The sequence below is a fragment of the Sphingomonas yabuuchiae genome (genome assembly GCF_014199595.1).
GTDB classification, from domain to species: Bacteria; Pseudomonadota; Alphaproteobacteria; order Sphingomonadales; family Sphingomonadaceae; genus Sphingomonas; species Sphingomonas yabuuchiae.
In genome coordinates, this window is the sequence record NZ_JACHNX010000010.1 from 58728 (window position 1) to 79582 (window position 20855).

A 20855-nucleotide genomic window follows, 5' to 3' on the forward strand; every position below is an offset into this window, starting at 1 on the left:
TCCTCCCTGGACAGGGGAGAGGGTTGGCGAAGCTTGCCAGCGTGCTGGCCGAAGCGGGATGGCATGGATCACCCCACCCCTCCCCTTCAGGGGAGGGGCCGGGGATGGGGCGCTTCCGCAAGCGCGGCGCTCGCGGAAAGGCCCCACCCCAACCCCTCCCCTGAAGGGGAGGGGCTCATGTTGACTCAATGCAATGTCATATCGCTCTAGCGCAGCTCCAGTGAGGGATTGAACAAACCGAAAGCCCGCGCTGTGCTCGAGAGGGCGAGGGAAGAACAGAACTTCCGATCGCCCTCAGCCCAATCACTTCGGCAATTGGAACCGGATACCGCTCACGCTGGCCCCACAACCCAGCCCGCCGTCGGGGCGGTAGGTCTTTTCATAGCGCATCGTGGTGAATGTCTTCTCGGCGGCCTGTGAGAAGATGAAGGGCGGATAGCTGACCAGCGTGCGGACATTGGCGACCCGGCCATCGGCACCGATGTCGAACTGGTTGCGGGCCCAGCCCTCGAACCCCCAGCGCTGCGCCTCCTGCGGAAAGGCACTGCTACCGGGAGAAGATACCGCCTTGGGCGTCGCATCCAGCGTCGCGCATTGCGAGGCGGCCAGTCCGCTCTTCTCGAAGGTCTGGCGCGCCAGGGCCAGATCGCCCTGCCGCTTGGCCGCCGAGGCCAGCCGGATCAGCGCACCCACGCGCAGCGGATCGCGCGGGTCCAGGCCCTTGTCGTCGGCGACCTGTTGCAGATAGGGCCCCGCATATTTCTCGCCGGTCCGGTCCGCGATCCACAAACGCAGCGCTGCGCGTGCCTGCGGGTCTTCGGCAAAGGGCTTTTGCGCGAGCAGCGGGCTCATGACGGCGGCATAACGCCCTGCCCCGCGCCAGTCGCGGTTGCGCCCCTCCTGCGCCGGAATGGCAAAGACCAGTTGCGCGATGGCGGGCATGTCCGATGCGGCGGCCAGCGGCTGGGCCTTCGCGATCAGGGCGGCGCGGTCATCGCTGCCCAGCGTCGGGTTTTCGAGCATCTGCGCGGCGGCGGCCAGGATGGCGGGCGCCTGCCCCTGGGCCTCGGCCGCGGCGAGCACGGCGCGCTGTCGGGTCAGCGCATCGGCACCGACCGCACCGGACTTTGCCGGGGCCGCCACGCCCTTCTTCTCCAACCATTCGGCAAAGCTGGCATTGACCGCATCGCCGATCGCGGGACGGCTATAGGCGGTCGAACAGCGCATTTCCAACCGGACATTGTACCGGAAGAAGGGCGGCAATTCCTTCAACTCCTCGGGCAACCAGAACCATTCCCGGACCGCGCGGGCAAAGGCCAGTCCCTTGGCACCACCGCCGGAGGAATAGATGGGCTCGACGCCGAACACCGTTCCGTCGTCACCGACGCTGAACTGGATCACGGCGACGTCTTCGGGCTTCAGGTCGGTCTCGCCGCCGCATTCGGGCGGGGCCATCATGCTGGCGGCCCTGAAGCTGCCCTTGGTCGAGCGACCCGCGCCCGTATAGGCCATATATTCGCGGGCGCTGTCCTCGTGATGGGTCAGCAGCGCGGCGATGGCAGCATCCGAACGGGCGGCGACGTCGCGGAGGTCGACCTTGTTCAGCGTCATGCCACCCAGCAGCGTCACGATCTTGGGCGCCATCCTGTTGGCTTCGTCCAGCCGCCCGGTATTCATCGCCAGACGCAGACGTGCCTGCTCCAGCGCGGCCTGGTCGCCCTTGCTGAGCGTGAGCTTCGGCGCCAGCGCATCGGCCTGGGCAAGCGTGGCCTGCGCCTCGCCCGGATCGGTGAAGGTCTGGGTGCGTACGGTCGCCAGCAGCGCGGCCATCCGCCCGATATCGTCGGGGGACTCCGCCGCCGCCTTGCGATACTCGGCCGTGGCATCGGCATAGTCGAGCGATGCGGTCGCGATGCCGCCCAGCTTCATGTGTGCGGCGAACCGGTCCTCGGCCAGCGAGGGGTCCTTGGCAGGCAGCACGGCCAGACCGGCGCGAATCGCCGCCGCCGCGTCGTCGATCTGCCCCAACCGGAACTGCGCGCCGCCCTTGCGGACCATCGCGATCGCCCAGGTCCGGCTGCCCGGCTTGACCTGCGCGACGATGCGGTTCCAGGCGGCCAGCGCCGCCGCCGGGTCCTGGCCCGCGTCCAAGGCGGTCGCGGCGTCATATTGCTGCTGCATGGTCTGGGCCGGAGCCGGAGCCGGAGCCGGAGCCGCCTGCTGCGCCATGGCGGCGGCGCCCGTCGCGACGATCAGTCCCGCCAACGTGGCCGTTACAAAATTCGTGCTAGTCTTCATGTCCCCGCGCCCTCCCAAGCCGAGTTTCGCGGGACGCTGCCCGAATTCGCGGGCGAAAGCCAGAGGGCCTGTAAGCCGGGTTCTGTCCACCGGCCGAAGCCGGATGGGCGACCATTCTTCTAGGACGATGCTTGCACATCGCCTCAAGCAACCAACCCGGATAGCGGGCGGGAACGCGCCCCGACGCCTTGCGGCGTCATGCCATCCCTATTCGGTCTTGCTCCCGGTGGGGTTTGCCATGCCGTTTCCGTTACCGGACCCGCGGTGCGCTTTTACCGCACCCTTTCACCCTGACCTGGCCGAAGCCGTGGCCGTCTGCTCTCTGTGGCACTGTCCCTGGGGTCGCCCCCGCCGGGCGTTACCCGGCACCGTTATTCCGTGGAGCCCGGACTTTCCTCGCCCCCGGTTACCCGAGGCCGCGGCCGCCCGGCCCTCTGACTGGGGGTGCGTGTAGCGGGAATGGGCGGGAGGGCAAGGGGTTTGTGGTTGAGGTCACGGCGTGGCCTTCGACTTCGCTCAGGCGGAACGGAGGTTGGGGATCAGCCCCATTTCCCCGCCCCGTTCGGGCCGAGCGAAGTCGAAGCCCACGCCCCTCCCCCTCAATCATCCCCCTGCGGACGCGGCAGCAGCAGCGCCAGCAGGATCATCCGGCACTCCGCATCGATCTCGCCATCGATCAACTCGGGCCGGAACCGCCGCTGGAACGCCATGATCGCCGCCATCCGGTCGGTCACGTCATAGCCGAACCGCTCCAGTGCCAGACAGAAGCCCGCCTCGGTCCACATCGGGTCCATCAGGTTCTTGGTCGGGCGGGGCAGCGCCAGACGCCGCCGGGCCAGCGTCCCCCAGGGGAACAGTTCGCCCGGATCGCGCTTGCGGGCGGGCGCGATGTCGGAATGGCCGACGATGTTGCCGCGCGTGATGCCGTGCCGCTTCTGGATATCGGCGACCAGTTCCATCACCGCCGCGATCTGTTCATCGGGAAACGGACGATAGCCCCAGTCATGGCCGGGATTGACGATCTCGATCCCGATGCTCGCGGAATTCACATCCTCGATCGACCGCCAGTGCGACCGGCCCGCATGCCAGGCCCGCTCCGCCTCGTCGACCATGCGCAGCACGGTGCCGTCCTCGGCGACGAGATAATGGCATGATACCTTGGCCTCCGGATCGCGCAGTCGGGCGATAGCCGACTCCGCATCCTGCATCCCCGTATAGTGCAATACGATCATGCTGATCGGCAGGCTACGCGCGTCGAAATTGGGTGACGGCGTGTCGACGATCGTCATGCAACCTCCTGAACGACCCCGGTTCGTCCGCCCCTATTAGCGGCAAGCCTCGCTCAAGGATATGGATTCATGCACCGATCGGCGGATCCGTTACGTCGCTTTTCTGATAGACACCGCGCCCGACCGAGGCGAGCTGGAACAGGTCGGTCTGGCCGATTACCGTTTCACCAGCGCCCAGGACCAGCAGGCCGGTGGGCCGCATCGCGGATGCGATGGTGCGAAAGGCGCGCTTTTTCGGCTCGGCCGCGAAATAGAGCATGACGTTGCGGCACAGCACCAGGTCGAACGATCCGCAGGGCGCCGGATCGACCGTCAGGTTCATCTGGCGGAACGAGATGTGGCGCAGCAGCTCCGACCGCACCACCCATTCGTTGTTCGGACGCCCGTCGAACCAGCGGACCATCTGGCGGATGGGCAGGCCGCGCTGCACCTCGAACTGGGTGTAGCAGCCGCTGCGCGCGCGGGCGATGGCGGCTTCGGATACGTCGGTCGCGATGATCTCGGGCACCGGCGTGCCTTGCGCCTGTTGCCGCTCGGCGAACATCATCGCCAGCGACAAGGGCTCCTGCCCGGTCGAGCAGCCCGCGCTCCAGATGCGGGCGCGGCGCCCGTCGCGCTCCACCTCGGCGACCGTTTCGAGGATATGCTCGAAGACATGCGGATCGCGGAAGAACGAGGTTTCGCCATTTACCAGCGCGTCGATCACGCGGCCCGCCAGCTGGGGATCGCGCCCGTCGAGGACGGCACAGACCAGCTGGTCCAGCGTTTCCATGCGCCGTTCGCGCATTAGGGGCAGGAGTACCGTGTCGACACGGGTCGACCGATGGCTGGCGATCTGCTGGCCGGTCCGGGCCTCCAGCAGCGCACTGAGGACGGCGAGCGACTGGCCCGACATGGGGGACTGCGCCATCGCCATGCTCCCGGGTCGGACGGGGGGCGCAGGCGTCCAGCTTGAGGCCAGGACCATCAGCAGGATCCTCCCGCCGCGATCATCGCGCCGACCGCGTCCGGGGTCATCACCAGATCGGCCAGACCGTCGGTGACGATCGCGCCGGGCATGCCCCAGACGACGGCGCTGTCCCGATCCTGTGCAACGATAGTCCCCCCTGCGGCCTTCAACATCCTGGCTCCCTCCAGTCCGTCACGCCCCATGCCCGTCAGCACGATACCCCAGGCCCGCTCGCCCCATAGCTCGGCCATCGAGGCGAACATCGGATCGACCGAAGGCAGGCAGCCGCTGCGTGCGCGCTCATGCTTCAGCCGAATCGCCGCGCTGCCATCGGTCAGCCGGACGAAGGTGACGTGTGCATCGCCGGGAGCGACGAGGATTTCGCCGGGCCGCACGCGCATCCGGTCCTGCGCCATGATGCACGGACGGTGCGCGACGGCGGTCAGCTGCGCCGCAAAAAAGGGGATGAAGGTGGCGGGCAGATGCTGCGTCACCACGATCGGCACCGTCATCGTTGCCGGAATGGGCGCCAGCAGCTTGGCGAGCGCATGGATACCGCCGGTCGAGGCACCGATGCCGATAATGTCGGGCAAGGAACGCTGGACGGCCGGGCGCGTCCGGCTGCCCAGCGGCGAAACCGGCGCGGGGGCGGCTTGCACGGGGCGGTCCATCGATTGGGCAAGCCCGTCGAGCTTCTGCAACAGGATGTCGCCGAACTCGGCCAGTCCCTGCGGCCGGGGCTTGTCGAGCGTATCGGCCGCGCCGTGCGCCAGCGCCTGCACCGCCGCCGCGCCCCCCGCCGGAGTCGACGCCGAGACGATGATGACGCGGGCGCCGCGCCCCGCCGTGATCAGTCGGGGCAGCGCGGTGATACCGTCGACCCCCGGCATCTCGACGTCGAGCAGGATGATATCGGCCGCATGGTCGTTCAGAAAGGTAAGGGCCGCCTCGACATGGGTGACGGCGCCGATCACACGAAACCGCTCATGCGGCTCGATCTGGCGCGCGATCAACGCCCGGGCGACCGCCGAATCGTCGACGATCAGCACCCGCGTCGGCCCATCCTGCTCATGGGTGGACGGCGAGGCCTGAAGGGCAGTCAAGGGATTGGAGCTCATGGCGCGGTCCCAGGCGCAGGTCCTGCCGGATCAGATCATGCCGACGAGCTGGAGCTTGCTTTCCAGCGTGTCGCGGTCGAACGGCTTCATGATATATTCGTCGGCCCCGGCATCGATCGCCGCGCGGATATGGGCCATGCCGTTTTCGGTGGTGCAGAAGACGATCCGTGGCCGCCGCGCCAGATTGGCGTCGCGCAGCGCCCGCAGGAAATCCATGCCGCTCATCACCGGCATGTTCCAGTCGAGCAGGATGACATCGGGAACCTCCTCCAGACACGCCTCCAGCGCCTCGCGGCCGTCCCCCGCCTCGCGAACCTGCAGGTCTAGCGTTTCCAATATGTGGCGCGCCACCTTGCGGATCACCTTGGAGTCATCGACGACGAGACAGGTTTTCATTCGGTACGCCCTATTCCTACCCGGATCCCAGCGGGACCTGACGTCCGAAATAGCCCCGATAAGTAACGGCCGGGTTAACTGGTCAGGCGACCAGCGCGACCGGCTGCGGCACGAGCTTCGCCAGGTCGAGGACCAGCAGAGGCTCTCCGTTGCGAAACACCATGCCGTTGGCGGCGCGGGACCAGCGCCCGTCCTTGGGCGCGACATGCGGCATCGGGCGCATGTCGAACGTCTCGATATCCTCCAGCGCGTCGACCAGCATGGCATAATAATGCCCGTCCTGCCGGGTGATGACGGCGCGGCGGACATGCGAAGCGGTCGGCTCCAGCCCCAGCGCCCGGCGGGTATCGACGACGGTGATGACCCGGCTGCGCAGCGCGGTCAGCCCGCGCACCGACGGCTCGGCGCGCGGCACGGCCACGACCTCGCCGATATCGACGACCGAATCGACCTGGTCGGCGTCGAAGACCACGCCCTGCCCGGCGATACAGGCGATCAGGAACAACGGCATCAGCGGCCTCCCCGACGTGCATGACCCGCCAGCGCCGCGATCAGGGCGGAGCGGTCATAACGATAGATGCTGTCGGGATCGGCCAACCCCTCCCGGTCGCGGCGCAGGCGCACCACGGGCGCCCCCGACGGCACGGCGGCGACGGCATCCTCCTCCATCATCAGGCGGACGGACGGGGCCTCCTCGCCATCCGGGCTGAGGGTGCAGCGATAGCCGTGCGCCTCCAGCACGGGGCGCAGGAACCGGTCCATCCACGCCGCGCCCGCACCGTCGAGCAGACAGAGCGGCGCGACCGGGCCGGTATCCGCGACGCCGGAGTCGAGGAAGAAGACCAGCGGGTCGAGGATCTCCAGCGCGCGGCCTTCCCATACGGCGATGCCCAGCACCGGGCCGCTGGTGGCGGGCGCGATCTCGGCGGGCAGATGGATGATCTCCAGCGCGCCGCCGATCGCATAGGCGCATTCGGTCTCGCCATCGGTCAGGCGCAGCACCTCGACCTCGCCATGCGCCAGCGCGTCATCGAGCGCGGCCGACTCGACATGATGAAGCGGCATGGTCGCGCCGTCGACGATCAGACGCGTGCGACCGCCCGAGCGGTGGACGGCCTCGGCCGTCGCCTTTTCGACGCGGTCGATCGCGCCCAGAGGGATGGCGCGGCGCGCGCCGTCCAGATCGTCGAACAACAGCGCGGGATTGGCGGTTTCCTGTGCGGCAGTTTCATCGGCGGCGATGATATCACGCTGGAAGCGAAGCCCGGCCGCCTGCGCCAGGCCGCCGCTGTCAAGCAGCAGCATCGGCAGGCCGCTGTCGGGCAGCGTCTGTCCGGCATAGAGGCCGGAACCCATCACCGCCGGTGCGGCGGGCTTGACCACCACTTCCTCGGTGTCGAGTACATCGTCGACCCCCAGAGCGTAATCCCCGTCCCGCGTGGATACGATCACCAGCGTCGACGGATCGCCCTGCCCGATCTCCAGGAACGACCCGAGCGGCAGCATCGGCAAGCGACGGCCGCGAACGGTCGCGACCCGGATGTCACCGACCGGATCGATGCGCACCTGTTCGCCGCGCACCTTGACGATCTCTTCGATCGCCTGGCGGGCGATGGCGAAACGCTGATCGGCGACCGCAACGATCAAGGTCGACATGATCGACAGGGTCAGCGGAACCTGGATGGTAATGACAAGGCCCCGGCCCGGCCGGTTGTCCAGTGCGATGCGGCCACCGACATGCTCGATATTGGCGCGCACCACGTCCATGCCGACGCCGCGTCCCGACACCGCCGACACCGTGTCACGGCTCGACAGGCCGGGCTCGAACACCAGCTTCAACTTTTCGGCGGGGCTCATGCCGGCGACTTCGGCGACGGAGCGGACGTCGTTCTCGATCGCCTTGGCGGCGATGCGTGCGACATCGATGCCCGCGCCGTCATCCTCGATCTCGATCAGGATCTGGTTGCCCGACTGGCGCGCGGTGACGCAGATCTGCCCGGTCGGCGGCTTGCCCAGGCTGCGGCGCCGGGCGGGTGATTCGATGCCATGGTCGATCGCGTTGCGGATGATGTGGACCAGCGGGTCGCGCATCATCTCGATCATCTCGCGGTCGAGGTCGACGTCCGATCCCTCGATACGCAGGCTGACCGCCTTGCCCAGTTCGGCCGCCGTGTCGCGAACCATGCGGGGCAGCGCGGAGAACAGCCCGTCGATCTTCTGCATCCGCGTCCGCGTCACCGTGTCGCGCATATCGGCAACCGTCAGCGACAGCTGGTCGAGCGCGGCCTCGACACGCGGGTCGAGCACATCGTCGCGCAGCCGCCGGGCCAGCTCGTTGCGGGCCAGCACCATGTCGGACATGCCGCTCATCATCCGGTCGAGCAGATCGACGTTCAGCCGGATACTGCGCGGCGCGGCGCGAGGGGCGACCGCGACGCGGGCCGCCGGAGCGGGGACGGCCACCTCTTCCACACGGGTCAGCGCGGCGATCAGTGCGTCGTCATCCGAATCATCGACCACGACGTCGGCCGCAATCCCCTCGACCACCGCGCCGATCCGGTCGACGATGGCCAGCACCGCATCGACGAGCGCGGTGTCGGGCATCCGCTTGCCGTCGCGCGCGGCGGCCAGCACATCCTCGGCGGCGTGGCTCAGCTTGGCGAGGCGCGGCAGGTCCAGAAAGCCGCAGCTGCCCTTGACGGTGTGAACGAAGCGAAAAATCGCATCCAGCCGCGCACGGTCGCCGGGCGCCGCTTCCCACGCGACGATCTCGCTGGACAAAGCCTCCAGCGTTTCGCGTGTCTCGGCAATGAATTCCTGTAGCAGGTCGTCCATAAATCCCCGAGGGAGCCCCCAGCTTCCCCGCTGAAGTCCGCTCCCTCTTGCCGCCACAAGATTAAAAGGGTGTTTACCCCGCGCGGATCGCCGCGCCCAGGATCATGGTGTTGGGCGCGGGCTCCGTCACCAGCGTCATGCCGCCCAGCTCGGTGGTCAGGGTGTGGATCAGGAAGGCAGGCGCGGTCCGCGACGCCAGCGGCTCGGTGCCTTGCCCCTCCATCAGGGTGCGGCGGATTTCGGGATCGAGCAGGATGCGCGGCCCCTCGATCCGGATCGCGATCTCGATCGCCTCCCGGCCCGCCTCGGCACCGATGTCGATCGTGCCGCCGCGCGCCAGCGCCTCGGTCGCGATCAGCGCCAGGTTCATCAGGATGCGCACCGCGGGCTTGGGCAGCGCAGGCGATTCGACCAGCCAGCCCAGCGTGGTGCGGCGATTGTCGACCAGCAGCCCCTCGATCGCGGCCTTCGCCTCGCTCATGTCCACCCGGTCGGCAAAGCCGCCGCCCGCGCCGAACGCCAGGCGAAAGAATTTCAGCTTGTTGGCCGAGGCGCGCGCGCTGTCCGCCAGCAATTCCATGCACCGCTCACGCATCGCCGGGTCGGTTTCGTCGGCCAGCAGCTCCAGCCCGTTATTGAGCGCCCCCACCGGCGACAGGAGATCGTGGCACAATCGCGAACACAACAGGCTCGCGAAATCCACCGGGCTGATGGTCATGAAAAATCCCTCGACAAACTAGCCCTTTCTGACGCGGGCGTGCCTTCTGTGCAAGCAAGGCGAAGCGGATCGAAGCGCCCATGACGCTCACCCGCCGCCACCGCGCGCCAGGCGGTGACCGCTCCACCCCCGGCGATCAGCCAGATATTGCCGTCGGGCGCGGCGTCGGCGGCGTCGCGCGGCGAGGGTTCGGCAAGCCCCGTGGGATGCGAATGATAATGGCCGATCACCGCCGGGCCGCCATTCCGCGCGGCCCGGTGCGCGGCGATCAGCACGGCGGGATCGATCTCGAAACGATGGCTCGGTTCGGTCGCGACATTGGCGCAGGGGACCGCTTGCGCAACGTGATCGTCCTGCCCCAGCAACAATCCGCACACCTCATAATCGGGTGAAGCGGCCGCGCTTTTGCAAATCAGGTCCAGCGCATCGCTTGAAATCGTTACGGTCATGCCCAATTACCTAAGCTATGGACCGGGGGGTTTCCATCATCGATGCGCGGATCGCGCCCACAGCGGACGGCTGGCGGTTGGACCGCGCGCTGGCCGATGCGGTGCCGACTCTGTCGCGCGAACGGCTGAAGGTGTTGATCGCCAGCGGCGCGGTGACGCGCGACGGCGTGATGGCGCGCGACCCCGCCAAGCGGGCGGCTGGCGGCGATCTGTTCCAGGTCGCCGTGCCCGCCCCCCTGCCCGCGCATAACGAGCCGCAGGATATCCCGCTCGTCATCGCCTATGAGGACGAGCATCTGATCGTGCTCGACAAGCCCGCCGGGCTGGTCGTGCATCCGGCGGCCGGGAATTTCGACGGGACTTTGGTCAACGCGCTGCTCCATCATTGCGGCGGGTCGCTGTCGGGCATCGGCGGCGTCGCGCGGCCGGGGATCGTCCACCGGATCGACAAGGACACGTCGGGCCTGATGGTCGCGGCGAAGACCGACCGCACGCATGAGGGGCTGGCCAAGCAGTTCGCGGCGCACTCGATCGACCGCCGCTATCGCGCGATCACCGGCGGCATCCCGCGCCCTGCCGACGGCACGGTCGACGCGCCCCTCGCGCGCAGCCCGCAGAACCGCAAGAAGGTGGCGATCGTGCAGGGCGGTAAGCGGGCCGTGACGCATTACCGCACCATCGAAAAGCTGAACAACGCCGCGCTGGTCGAATGCCGTCTGGAGACGGGGCGCACGCATCAGGTGCGCGTGCATATGCAATCGCTGGGTCACGCCTTGCTGGGCGACCCGGTTTATGGTAGAACAAAGGGTGCTCAAAAAGCCCTGCTCGATGAACTCGATTTCCGGCGCCAAGCCCTGCACGCGGCGCATCTGGGCTTTATTCATCCCATAAGCGGCAACGCTTTGGCGTTTGAGAGCCCGATGCCGCCCGACATGCAGGAACTGTTCAGTCGGCTTCACGTATAGCAGAAGACCGCCTCGCGCCCGCGATGGGCCGGACGGAATGACGCTCCAGAAAGGGAGATAAGGATCATGGCAAAAGGCAGCAACGTCCCGGCGACGATTCCTGCACTGGGCGGGGAGCAGTCGCTCAACCGCTACCTCGCCGAGATCAAGAAATTCCCGATCCTTGCCCCGGAGCAGGAATATATGCTCGCCAAGCGCTTTCAGGAGCATGGCGACCCCGAGGCGGCGGCCCAGCTCGTCACCTCGCACCTGCGTCTCGTGGCGAAGATCGCGATGGGTTATCGCGGCTATGGCCTGCCCACCTCCGAACTGATCTCGGAGGGCAATATCGGCCTGATGCAGGGCGTGAAGAAGTTCGAGCCGGATCGCGGCTTCCGCCTGGCGACCTATGCGATGTGGTGGATCCGCGCCTCGATCCAGGAATATATCCTGCGTTCGTGGAGCCTAGTGAAGATGGGCACCACCGCAGCCCAGAAGAAGCTGTTCTTCAACCTGCGCCGGATGAAGTCGAAGCTCGACGCGTTCGAGGACGGCGACCTGCGGCCCGAGGACGTGACCAAGATCGCCACCGATCTGGGCGTCAACGAGGACGAGGTCATCAGCATGAACCGCCGCATGGCGATGGGGGGCGACACGTCGCTCAACGTCTCGATGCGCGAGGATGGCGAGGGCCAGTGGCAGGACTGGCTGGCCGATGACGCACCGCTCCAGGACAGTGTCGTCGCCGAGCAGCAGGAGGCGGACGTCCGCCATGATATGCTGGTCAGCGCGATGGACGATCTGAACGATCGCGAGAAGCATATCCTGACCGAGCGTCGCCTGACCGACGATCCCAAGACGCTGGAAGAGCTGAGCCAGGTCTACGGCGTCAGCCGCGAGCGCGTCCGCCAGATCGAGGTGCGCGCGTTCGAGAAGCTGCAAAAGGCGATGATGCGCATCGCCGGTGAAAAGCGGCTGTTGGCGGCCGCCTGAGCATGACCGGCCGCACCGTCGTCATCGGCGGCGGCGCGGCCGGGATCGCGGCGGCGCGCACGCTGCATGACGCGGGGCGAGAGGTCCTGCTGATCGAAGCGGCGGACCGGCTGGGTGGGCGGGCGCATAGTGTGCGTTTGCCGACTGGCCATGTCGTCGACCATGGCTGCGGGTGGCTCCACTCGGCAAAGCGCAACCCCTGGACCCGCATCGGCGAGCAAGCGGGCTTTACCATCGATCGCCGCCGACCCAATTGGGACGGCCAATGGCGCGATCTCGGCTTTCCACCGGAAGATCAAGAAGCCGCCGATGCCGCCTTCGCCGGGTTCGAGACGGCGGCACTGGCGGCGGTTGACGGCCCCGACCGGCCGCTCTCCGATTTCGTGGAGGCGAACAATCACTGGCGACCGATGATCGAGGCGGTTTCCGGCTATGTAAACGGTGCAGCGCTCGACCAAGTGTCGCTGCATGACTGGGCCGCTTACGAACAGACCGCGACCGACGACAATTGGGCCGTGGTCGAGGGTTATGGCACGGTCATCGTGAACCATGCCGCCGGACTGGTCGTGCGCACCGGCATAACGGCGAACCGAATCGATCATCGCGGGGGCGTCCTTCGCATCGACACCTCGGACGGCACGATCGAGTGCGACCATGTCGTCATCGCCGTGCCTACGAGTGTGTTGGCGGCGGGTAAGCTGATCTTCGATCCCCCGCTCCCCGCCAAAACGGATGCCGCCGCCGCACTACCGCTTGGTATCGCCGACAAGGTCTTCCTATTGGTCGAGGGACCAGTGCCCTGGCCCGCCCATCAGCATATGACCGGCAACCCTCACGACAGCTGCACTGCCAGCCACCGCCTCTCCCCCTTTGGCTGGCCAATCATCGAAAGTTTCTTCGGCGGCCCCTGCGCCGAGGCGCTGGAGGAAGACGGCGCGGCGGCGGCCTTCGCCATCGACGAACTGGTGGCGCTGTTGGGCAGCGACTGGCGGCGACGCTTCACGCCACTGGACGCGACGCGCTGGCGGCATGTGCCGCTGATCGGCGGCAGCTACAGCCACGCGAGGGTCGGCCACGCCAGTGCGCGCCAGACGCTGGCCGAGCCCGTCGAAAATCGAATTCTCTTCGCGGGCGAGGCCTGCTCGCGCGAGGATTTCTCGACCGCGCATGGGGCTTATCAAACGGGTGTCGACGCTGCACAATGGATCATGCAGCCGACACCCGTGAGTTGACGCCGCTACCTCGCCCGGAATTTCAACCGATAGGGCGTCGCTGGAACACCGTCTTCGCTCATGAAATTTCTGTAGGCCGAACTGTTCAGCAAGACTTCGTATCTTTGGCCGGACCGTACCGAACAGGCCAGCGTAAAGGTCCGTCCATCCGCCGACTGAACCGGCATATTGTCGCCGCATTCGGGATAGGTGTCGGGCGAGGCATAGACGAAGGAATAGCTTGCGTGCCGCATCGGGCGGTCAAAAGTGACGGTCAGGCTTACTGGCCCGGCTGGCACCACCGAGACCGCAGCCGGACGTGTCGACACCACATGCGGCGCATCGACAGGTTTTGTGGCCGAGCCTGAGCCGATATGTGCCACCGCCAGGATCGCTACCGTCGTCATCGCAGAAATCATCACTGGTGCTCCCCATCGGCCCCAGAAGCGGGGGCCATCCGACGCCCCGTGGCGGGGCTGAGCCGAGGCATGATCGACGATCGGGACCATCGGCACCCCGGATTTTGGAGGTCCTGAAAAATTGGGAGCGGCCGCTTCGGTCAGAAGACGCGCTGCGCCGCGGCTGCTGCTCGCGCCAGTCTTGCGTCGCGCCTCGCGAAGACGCTCATGAACGGTGTGGACCGACAGGCCGAGTTCGACCGCCGCACTCTTCACGTCATGCCCCCGTGCCAGCAGGTGCAGGACAACGACTTCCTTCTCGGTCAGGTCATATGGCGTATCGGGCATAACGACATCATGTCCCAGCCGCCCCATACAAAAAAGGCCCCGGCTTTCGCCGAGGCCCTTTTCCATTCCGTATTCCCGCAAACTCACCGGATCGGCGAGTTCGGGTCCAGGCGCATATCCAGATACCGGTCCACCGATCCCATCAGCTCGGGCATTTCATGCTCGAAGAAGTGGTTGGCCTTGGGGATGGTGTCGTGATGGATGGTGATGTGCTTCTGGGTGCGCAGCTTGTCGACCAGCTTCTGGGTCGCCGCCGGGGTCGCGACCTCGTCGGCCTCGCCCTGGATGATGATACCCGAGGAGGGGCACGGCGCCAGGAAGGTGAAGTCGTACATGTTGGCGGGCGGCGCGACCGAGATGAAGCCGCGAATTTCCGGGCGGCGCATCAGCAACTGCATGCCGATCCACGCACCGAAGCTGACGCCCGCGATCCAGGTGGTCGAGGCCTCGGGGTGGAAGCTCTGCACCCAGTCCAGCGCCGAGGCGGCGTCGGACAGTTCGCCGATGCCGTTGTCGAACACGCCCTGGCTCTTGCCCACGCCGCGAAAGTTGAAGCGCAACGTGGCGAAGCCGCGCCGCTGGAAGGTCTTGTAGAGTTCCTGCACGATCCGGTTGTTCATCGTGCCGCCCGCATTGGGATGCGGGTGCAGGATCATGGCGACGGGCGCGCGCGGACGCGGAGCGGGAGCGAAACGGCCTTCGAGGCGGCCTTCGGGGCCAGGAAAAATGACTTCAGGCATCAAAACTCGCCGATCTGGATCGCGCTGGTGGAGCGCCGGGAACGTTGCGCTATATAGGCCGACACGCCATTTTCGCAATTGTTCGATCATTTCAGCGACGGAACAAGCCCTGCCCCCGCTTATGCAACGCCTCTATCTGGACCACGCCGCCACGACCCCGATGACCGAGGCGGCACGCGCGGCACTGACCCAGGCTTGCGCGATCTGGGCCAACCCCTCCTCCCCGCATGCTGAGGGGCGCGCCGCCAGGCGCGCGCTGGAGGATGCCCGCGCCGCCGTCGCCCGGTCGCTCGGCTGGAGCCACGAGGTCCTGTTCACCAGTGGGGCCAGCGAATCGCTGTCTATCGCACTGACCCGCGCCATGGCCGAGCGACGCTTCGTCGGGGCCATCGACCATGACGCGGTCCTGCGCGCGGCACCCGACGCCATCGTGATGCCGGTCGGGCCGGACGGCGTGCTGCGCCTGCCCGATCTGACCGGCGGCCGCGCGATCGTCACGGTGCAATGGGCGAACAGCGAAACGGGCGTGCGCCAGCCGATCGCGCAACTGGCCGAGGCCATTCATGCCGCCGGGCATATCATGCTGGTCGACGCAGCGCAGATGCCCGCTGGCGCCGATCCGGAGGTGATCGAGCATGCCGATCTGGTCGCCCTGTCGGCGCATAAGCGCGGCGGGCCGCCGGGGATCGGTGCGCTGCTCGTCCGCGATCTCGCACTGCTGGAGCCCACCGGCGGGCAGGAGCGCGGCTATCGCCCCGGCACCGAGAATATGCCAGGCGTGCTCGCCTATGCCGCTGCGCTGGCGGAACCGGAACCGGACCATGAAGAGCTTCGCGCGCATCTGGACGATGCGATCCGCCGCTCGGGCGGAACAGTGGTGGCAGACGAAAGCCGCCGCCACCCGGCCATCGCCAGCTATCGCATGCCCGGCAAGCCCTCCGCCGCGCAGTTGATCCAATTCGACCTCGCGCAGATTTCGGTTTCGGCGGGCAGCGCCTGCGCCAGCGGCAGCCTGAAGCCCAGCCATGTGCTGGCCGCTCTCGGCTGGGACGTGGAGGCGGGTCGCGAGGTGGTGCGGGTCAGTTTCGGCCGGACGACGACGCGCGAGGATGTCGACCGCTTCGTCACCGCCTGGCGGGCGATCGCACGGGGGGGGCGGGTCGCATGATCTATCTGGATTATCAGGCGACGACCCCGCTCGCGCCCGAGGCGTTGAAAGCGATGCTCCCCTGGCTGGAGCAGGGCCATGCCAACCCCCATTCCCCCCACCGCGCCGGGCGACAGGCGCGCGCGGCCGTCGAAGTGGCGCGCGATCAGATTGCGGCGCTGCTGCCCTCCGGCGGGCGGGTGGTGTTCACCAGCGGCGCGACCGAAGCGCTGAACTGGGCGATCAAGGGCACCGGCGGCGGCATCGTCACGACCGCGATCGAACATGCCGCCGTGCTCGACACCGCCGCCGCGACGGGGCGACCGCTGACCCTATTGCCGGTCGACGGCGAGGGTCTGGTTGCAGCAGGCCCTGACAACATCGACAAGCCCCTCCCCTCCAGGGGAGGGGTTGGGGTGGGGCCTCGCCACGGGCCTCACGCTTGTGGAGGCGCCCCACCTCTAAAGGAGAGGGGTGAGCACAACTCCTGTCATCGTGCTATAAACTTTCTCCAGAAAGGCACGGGCCTGGTTGCCGCGATGCTGGTCAACAATGAGGTGGGCACGATCCAGCCCATCGCCGCGCTGGCCGAGCGGGCCCATCAAGCAGACGCGCTGATCCTGTGCGATGCCGTGCAGGGTTATGGCCGGGTCGCCATTCCCGATACGGTCGATCTGGTCGCCATCTCGGCCCACAAGATCCACGGCCCCAAGGGCGTGGGGGCGCTGTGGATCCGCGACGGCATCACCCTGCCCCCGCTGCTGCATGGCGGCGATCAGGAGGGCGGGCGTTCGGGTACGCTCAGCCCCGCGCTATGCGCTGGGTTCGGGGCGGCGGCGCGACTGATGGCGGTGCGAGCCGAAGAGGATAGCGCGCATGTCGAACGGCTCTGGTCGCTCACCGTCGAAAGACTGGGTCGCGGATGGTCGATCAACGGATCGGTGGAGCAGCGCTATCACGGCAACCTCAATGTCCGCCGCGAGGGGCTGGACGTCGCGCGGCTGATATCCGACTGCCGCGACATCGCCTTCTCGGCGGGAAGCGCCTGCGCCAGCGGATCGGGGCGACCGAGCCATGTGCTCACCGCACTGGGACTGAGCGACCGCGGCGCCAAATCCTCGATCCGCATCGGCTTCGGCCGCTACACTACCGAGGCGGAACTGGTTGAAGCGATCGACCGGATCAACACCGCCACCAAGGCGCAGGGCCTATGATGACGCTGACCTTTCAAGCCCCCGACGGCAGCACGACCTTGGCCGACGCCCAGCCGGGCGAGACGCTGCTCCGCGTCGGGCAGCGTGCCGGGCAACCACTGGAAGGCACGTGCGGCGGGCAGATGGCCTGTGCGACGTGCCATGTCCTGATCCCCCCGGAATATCTCGCTCATCTCCCCGCGCCATCGGCGGAAGAGGAAGACATGCTCGATCTGGTCCCCGACGCCACCCGCTCCAGCCGCCTCGCCTGCCAGATTGTTGTGACCGAGAAGCTGGCCGATATGGCAGTCCGGCTTCCCTGAACCGTTGATAACAAAGGGGTTCAGGGATCGATCATCGGCGATTCGCCAATCTTCTCCCATGCTCGCCGACAGGCGGGATTACCGGGAGTAAAGCGTTATGAAACTTCTTGCTGTCTTGGGCGCCGGTCTGATCGCTGTATCGGGTGTCGCCGCTGCCGCCCCTGCCGAAGCCGCTCCGCACGATCGCTGGGGCCGGGGTCCGGGTTGGGATCGCGGGCCGGGTTGGCATCATCGCGGTCCGGGTTGGGACCGTGGTCCCGGCTGGCATCGCGGCGGTCCCCGCTGGGATCGTGGTCCCGGCTGGCGCGGTCCGCGCGGTCCCCGTTACGCCTATGGCTATGACCGTCCGCGCGTGACCTGCCGCTGGGTGCGCACCTGGAACGGGCCGCAGCGCCAGTGCTTCAACACCTATCGCTGAACGAAAAGTTCGTCACGGATGGGGCCGGTGGGATAAGGACTTGATCCCCCGGCCCCGTTTCGCCATATGCGCGGCGGGAGTCGGGCGGACGTAGTCGTCGCCAACCCGGTCAGGTCCTGACGGAAGCAGCCGTAACGATTTCGCTGCGGGTCGTTCCGGCTCCCACCCTCCGCACATTTTGGCTATCCAAAGCACAGCTGGCATGGCCCGCATGTGTGTCGCCTATCACACGATTATACCTGACGGCGCGCGCCCGAGCCCCTATGTTGCTCCGCGATGATTTCCCTCACCCCGACCATCCAGACCCGTCATGGCTGATTCGTTCGACCTGGGCGAACCGCCCCAACCTTCCCAGACGCCTGCAAAAGCCGAGGCCTACCGCGTCCTTGCACGCAAATACCGGCCGCAGACCTTCGAGGCGCTGATCGGGCAGGACGCCATGGTCCAGACGCTGGGCAATGCGATCAAGCGCGACCGGCTGGCCCATGCGTTCCTGATGACCGGCGTGCGCGGGGTCGGCAAGACGTCGACCGCGCGGCTGATCGCCAAGGCGCTGAACTGTATCGGTCCCGACGGCAATGGCGGTCCGACCATCAGCCCGTGCGGGCAATGCGAACCTTGCCGCGCCATCGCCGAGGGCCGCCATATTGACGTGATCGAGATGGACGCCGCCAGCCATACCGGCGTCGACGACGTGCGTGAGATCATCGAGGCGTCGCGCTATGCCGCCGTCTCGGCGCGCTTCAAGATCTACATCGTCGACGAAGTGCACATGCTCTCCAAGAACGCCTTCAACGCGCTGTTGAAGACGCTGGAGGAGCCACCCGCCCATGTGAAGTTCCTGTTCGCCACCACGGAAGTGAACAAGGTCCCGATCACCGTCCTGTCGCGCTGCCAGCGCTTCGACCTGCGGCGGATTACCGCGGACAAGCTGGCCGCCCATTTCGCCGATATCTGCGTCAAGGAAGGCGTGACCGCCGAGGACGAGGCGCTGATGCTGGTCGCCCGCGCGGCGGAAGGTTCCGCGCGCGACGGCCTTTCGATCCTGGACCAGGCGATCGCCCATGCCGATCTGGAGGGTGGCGGCGTCACCGCTGGCGCGGTGCGCGAGATGCTGGGCCTGTCGGATCGCGGCGCGGTGCGTGACCTGCTTGGCCTGATCCTGAACGGCGATGGCGCGGGGGCGCTGGCCTCGCTGCGGCGGCAATATGATTATGGCGTCGATCCGCAATCGGTGCTCCGCTCGCTTCTGGAAACGGTGCACGGCATCACCCTGACCAAGGTCGGCACGCCGCCCGACGCCGCACAGCCGCTGGAGGAGCGCGCCGCGCGCGAGGAATGGGCGGGTTCGCTCAGTTTTCCCGCGCTGCACCGGCTGTGGCAGCTGTTCCTGAAGGGCCATGACGAGGTCGCACGCGCCGCCTTGCCTATCGAGGCGGCCGAAATGGCGCTGCTCCGCGCGATCCATGCCTCTAGCCTGCCCGATCCGGGAGAGCTGGCACGGCAGATTCGCGACGGCGGCGTGTCGGCACCTAGCGCTCCGGCGGTGACGCATCAGGCGGCCCCCATGGCCGCCCCGGTCGCCATCGCCCCGCCCCCTCCGCCCGCCGAGCCCGAACCGCCCAAGCTGCCCGACAGCTTCGTCGCGATGATCGACCGGCTGGACGATATGGGGCAACTCGCCTTGGCGGCCCGAATGCGCCACGGCGCGCGTCTCGTGCGTTATGCCCCACCGGAGATGGTGTTCAGCGGATCGCGCCCGATCGCGGCCGATACGCTGAGCGAGCTGATCGCAGCGCTGAAGACGGCGACGGGCCAGAACTGGCGCGTCACGCTGGAAGACGTCCCCGGCCAGCCGACCCTGCACGAGCAGCAGGTCGCCGCCGAGGAAGCGATCAAGACCGCCGCGTGGGAATCGGACATGGTCCGCGCCGCGCGAGAGGCTTTCCCCGAGGCCGAATTGATGGAATGGCCCGGCAAACGCAGTGTGAACGGAGCATGATGTGAAGAATCTCGACGAAATCCTGGCGATGGCCCAGAACGTCCAGAACGAACTGGAAAAGGCGCAGGCCAATCTCGACAATATCGAGGTCGAAGGAGTCTCGGGCGGCGGCCTGGTCAAGGTAAAGGCCTCGGCCAAGGGCCGGATCATCGGCATCACCATCGACGATTCGCTGATGCAGCCGTCGGAAAAGGGCATGCTGGAAGACCTGCTGGCCGCCGCGATCAACGACGCGCGGACCAAGGCGGATGCCGCCTCTGGCAGTGAAATGTCCAAGATGACCAGCGGCCTGCCGCTGCCGCCGGGCTTCAAGCTGCCCTTCTGATCTGGGCTCGTTCGTTTCGGGAACGGTATGTCGGCTTTGGCGTTGCTTCCTCCGTCAAAATAGGAGGGAATGTCATGGCCGACGAACGCGTTACCGAGACTTATGGCAATCAGCAGCCGCACACCACGGTGATCGAGCGCCGCAGCGGTGGCGGCGGCGGCATGGCGATCGCCATCGTCCTGCTGATCGCCGTGCTGGTCGGCGGCTTCTATCTCTTCAGCCGAGGTGGCGCGGAAAACCGTCGCGACGCGGCCGTGACCTCGGCCGCCAAGAGCGTCGGCGACACCGCCAAGAAGGCGGGCGACGCGATTTCCGGCGACGCCAAGTAAGGCGATCCGCTACCGGCCGGGCTGCTTTGGCTCGGCCGGCGGCATTGCTGGTGGATCGATCTCGGCTTCCGGATCGGTCAGGCGCTTGAGGATTTTTGCCCCAAAGGTCAGAGGGTCGCGTCCACCGCCATAACCGGCTTCACGCGCCTCGCTATGCGAACAGCGCCTCTGATCGGCAAACATGCCGCAAGGCCCAACTCCCCCAAGGACCTGGGTGCCGCTCAGGCCATTGCCTGCGCCATCTGCTTCCGTGTCCATGCTGCGGACCGATGGCGGTATGCGATAACGATCGGACGCACCACGACGTCCGCATACGACCACCTCGTCCCGGCTCATCGAACAGTCTGCTCGTGGGGTGATGCGCGGTAGCGACAAGTCCGGTGGCGCGGCTTGCACCATCATGATCAGGACCATGGCTGCACTCATCCCCGG

The 20855-nt window shown here is 67.1% G+C and carries 22 protein-coding genes and 2 other RNA genes; 11 read left to right on the plus strand and 13 right to left on the minus strand.

Annotated features, from left to right (window positions below):
• Window positions 1–303 precede the first annotated feature (303 nt).
• The 10 genes from GGQ89_RS13045 to GGQ89_RS13090 form a co-directional block, all read right to left on the minus strand.
• Window positions 304–2298: an energy transducer TonB gene (locus GGQ89_RS13045; RefSeq protein WP_184106101.1), complete on the minus strand. Its 1995-nt coding sequence runs from the start codon at window positions 2296–2298 to the stop codon at window positions 304–306.
• A gap of 55 nt (window positions 2299–2353) precedes the next feature.
• Window positions 2354–2736, minus strand: an RNA gene (rnpB, locus tag GGQ89_RS13050) — RNase P RNA component class A.
• 161 nt (window positions 2737–2897) lie between these two features.
• The gene (locus tag GGQ89_RS13055) at window positions 2898–3587 is read right to left on the minus strand and encodes an N-acetylmuramoyl-L-alanine amidase (protein ID WP_056433966.1); all 690 of its coding nucleotides are present in this window, start codon (window positions 3585–3587) and stop codon (window positions 2898–2900) included.
• A gap of 67 nt (window positions 3588–3654) precedes the next feature.
• Window positions 3655–4497, minus strand: a complete 843-nt coding sequence (locus GGQ89_RS13060) for a CheR family methyltransferase (protein ID WP_338112299.1) — start codon at window positions 4495–4497, stop codon at window positions 3655–3657.
• 56 nt (window positions 4498–4553) lie between these two features.
• Window positions 4554–5654, minus strand: a complete 1101-nt coding sequence (gene cheB / locus GGQ89_RS13065) for a chemotaxis-specific protein-glutamate methyltransferase CheB (protein WP_184106102.1) — start codon at window positions 5652–5654, stop codon at window positions 4554–4556.
• Window positions 5655–5684: 30 nt separating this feature from the next.
• The gene (locus tag GGQ89_RS13070; RefSeq protein WP_056433970.1) at window positions 5685–6050 is read right to left on the minus strand and encodes a response regulator; all 366 of its coding nucleotides are present in this window, start codon (window positions 6048–6050) and stop codon (window positions 5685–5687) included.
• Between the two features lie 82 nt (window positions 6051–6132).
• Window positions 6133–6561 carry a chemotaxis protein CheW gene (locus tag GGQ89_RS13075; protein ID WP_056433972.1) on the minus strand — a complete coding sequence of 143 codons (429 nt, stop codon included), beginning with the start codon at window positions 6559–6561 and terminating at the stop codon, window positions 6133–6135.
• Complete coding sequence (locus GGQ89_RS13080; RefSeq protein ID WP_056433975.1) at window positions 6561–8885, minus strand: chemotaxis protein CheA; 2325 nt, start codon at window positions 8883–8885, stop codon at window positions 6561–6563. The genes GGQ89_RS13075 and GGQ89_RS13080 overlap by 1 nt, the downstream gene beginning before the upstream one ends.
• A gap of 73 nt (window positions 8886–8958) precedes the next feature.
• A complete protein-coding gene (locus GGQ89_RS13085; protein WP_076716835.1) occupies window positions 8959–9603 on the minus strand; it encodes a histidine phosphotransferase family protein in 645 nt (214 codons plus the stop codon).
• A complete protein-coding gene (locus GGQ89_RS13090; RefSeq protein ID WP_184106103.1) occupies window positions 9600–10052 on the minus strand; it encodes a M67 family metallopeptidase in 453 nt (150 codons plus the stop codon). The genes GGQ89_RS13085 and GGQ89_RS13090 overlap by 4 nt, the downstream gene beginning before the upstream one ends.
• A gap of 17 nt (window positions 10053–10069) precedes the next feature.
• On the opposite strand from GGQ89_RS13090, the gene GGQ89_RS13095 reads away from it, so the two are divergent.
• From GGQ89_RS13095 to GGQ89_RS13105, 3 genes are all read left to right on the plus strand, one after another.
• Complete coding sequence (locus GGQ89_RS13095; RefSeq protein WP_184106104.1) at window positions 10070–11017, plus strand: RluA family pseudouridine synthase; 948 nt, start codon at window positions 10070–10072, stop codon at window positions 11015–11017.
• Between the two features lie 66 nt (window positions 11018–11083).
• Window positions 11084–11989 (plus strand): RNA polymerase sigma factor RpoH, encoded by a 906-nt coding sequence (gene rpoH / locus GGQ89_RS13100; protein WP_007404166.1) that lies wholly within the window; start codon window positions 11084–11086, stop codon window positions 11987–11989.
• A gap of 2 nt (window positions 11990–11991) precedes the next feature.
• A complete protein-coding gene (locus tag GGQ89_RS13105) occupies window positions 11992–13221 on the plus strand; it encodes a flavin monoamine oxidase family protein (RefSeq protein WP_184106105.1) in 1230 nt (409 codons plus the stop codon).
• A gap of 5 nt (window positions 13222–13226) precedes the next feature.
• Here GGQ89_RS13105 and GGQ89_RS13110 read toward each other — a convergent pair whose 3' ends face one another.
• Together GGQ89_RS13110 and GGQ89_RS13115 are read right to left on the minus strand one after the other, a co-directional pair.
• A complete protein-coding gene (locus GGQ89_RS13110; protein WP_420854037.1) occupies window positions 13227–14012 on the minus strand; it encodes a LuxR C-terminal-related transcriptional regulator in 786 nt (261 codons plus the stop codon).
• A gap of 17 nt (window positions 14013–14029) precedes the next feature.
• Window positions 14030–14686, minus strand: a complete 657-nt coding sequence (locus tag GGQ89_RS13115; RefSeq protein WP_042483786.1) for an alpha/beta hydrolase — start codon at window positions 14684–14686, stop codon at window positions 14030–14032.
• A 121-nt stretch (window positions 14687–14807) separates the two neighbouring features.
• Between GGQ89_RS13115 and GGQ89_RS13120 the strand changes: the two genes are divergently transcribed.
• The 8 genes from GGQ89_RS13120 (at window position 14808) to GGQ89_RS13160 (ending at window position 20423) form a co-directional block, all read left to right on the plus strand.
• Window positions 14808–15854 carry a cysteine desulfurase family protein gene (locus GGQ89_RS13120; protein WP_184106106.1) on the plus strand — a complete coding sequence of 349 codons (1047 nt, stop codon included), beginning with the start codon at window positions 14808–14810 and terminating at the stop codon, window positions 15852–15854.
• The gene (locus tag GGQ89_RS20050; RefSeq protein WP_240456409.1) at window positions 15851–17047 is read left to right on the plus strand and encodes a cysteine desulfurase family protein; all 1197 of its coding nucleotides are present in this window, start codon (window positions 15851–15853) and stop codon (window positions 17045–17047) included. Before GGQ89_RS13120 ends, GGQ89_RS20050 begins: the two co-directional genes overlap by 4 nt.
• Complete coding sequence (locus tag GGQ89_RS13135) at window positions 17044–17349, plus strand: 2Fe-2S iron-sulfur cluster-binding protein (protein ID WP_184106107.1); 306 nt, start codon at window positions 17044–17046, stop codon at window positions 17347–17349. The genes GGQ89_RS20050 and GGQ89_RS13135 overlap by 4 nt, the downstream gene beginning before the upstream one ends.
• A gap of 97 nt (window positions 17350–17446) precedes the next feature.
• Window positions 17447–17767: a hypothetical protein gene (locus tag GGQ89_RS13140; RefSeq protein ID WP_201780558.1), complete on the plus strand. Its 321-nt coding sequence runs from the start codon at window positions 17447–17449 to the stop codon at window positions 17765–17767.
• Between the two features lie 72 nt (window positions 17768–17839).
• An RNA gene (gene ffs, locus GGQ89_RS13145) (signal recognition particle sRNA small type) lies at window positions 17840–17937 on the plus strand.
• 140 nt (window positions 17938–18077) lie between these two features.
• Window positions 18078–19769 carry a DNA polymerase III subunit gamma/tau gene (locus tag GGQ89_RS13150; RefSeq protein WP_184106108.1) on the plus strand — a complete coding sequence of 564 codons (1692 nt, stop codon included), beginning with the start codon at window positions 18078–18080 and terminating at the stop codon, window positions 19767–19769.
• 1 nt (window position 19770) lies between these two features.
• On the plus strand, window positions 19771–20094 hold the full coding sequence (locus tag GGQ89_RS13155) for a YbaB/EbfC family nucleoid-associated protein (protein WP_058718319.1): 324 nt from the start codon (window positions 19771–19773) through the stop codon (window positions 20092–20094).
• 74 nt (window positions 20095–20168) lie between these two features.
• On the plus strand, window positions 20169–20423 hold the full coding sequence (locus GGQ89_RS13160) for a hypothetical protein (RefSeq protein WP_076716850.1): 255 nt from the start codon (window positions 20169–20171) through the stop codon (window positions 20421–20423).
• 9 nt (window positions 20424–20432) lie between these two features.
• On the opposite strand, the gene GGQ89_RS13165 is transcribed toward GGQ89_RS13160, so the two are convergent.
• The gene (locus tag GGQ89_RS13165; RefSeq protein ID WP_184106109.1) at window positions 20433–20837 is read right to left on the minus strand and encodes a hypothetical protein; all 405 of its coding nucleotides are present in this window, start codon (window positions 20835–20837) and stop codon (window positions 20433–20435) included.
• Window positions 20838–20855: the final 18 nt, after the last annotated feature.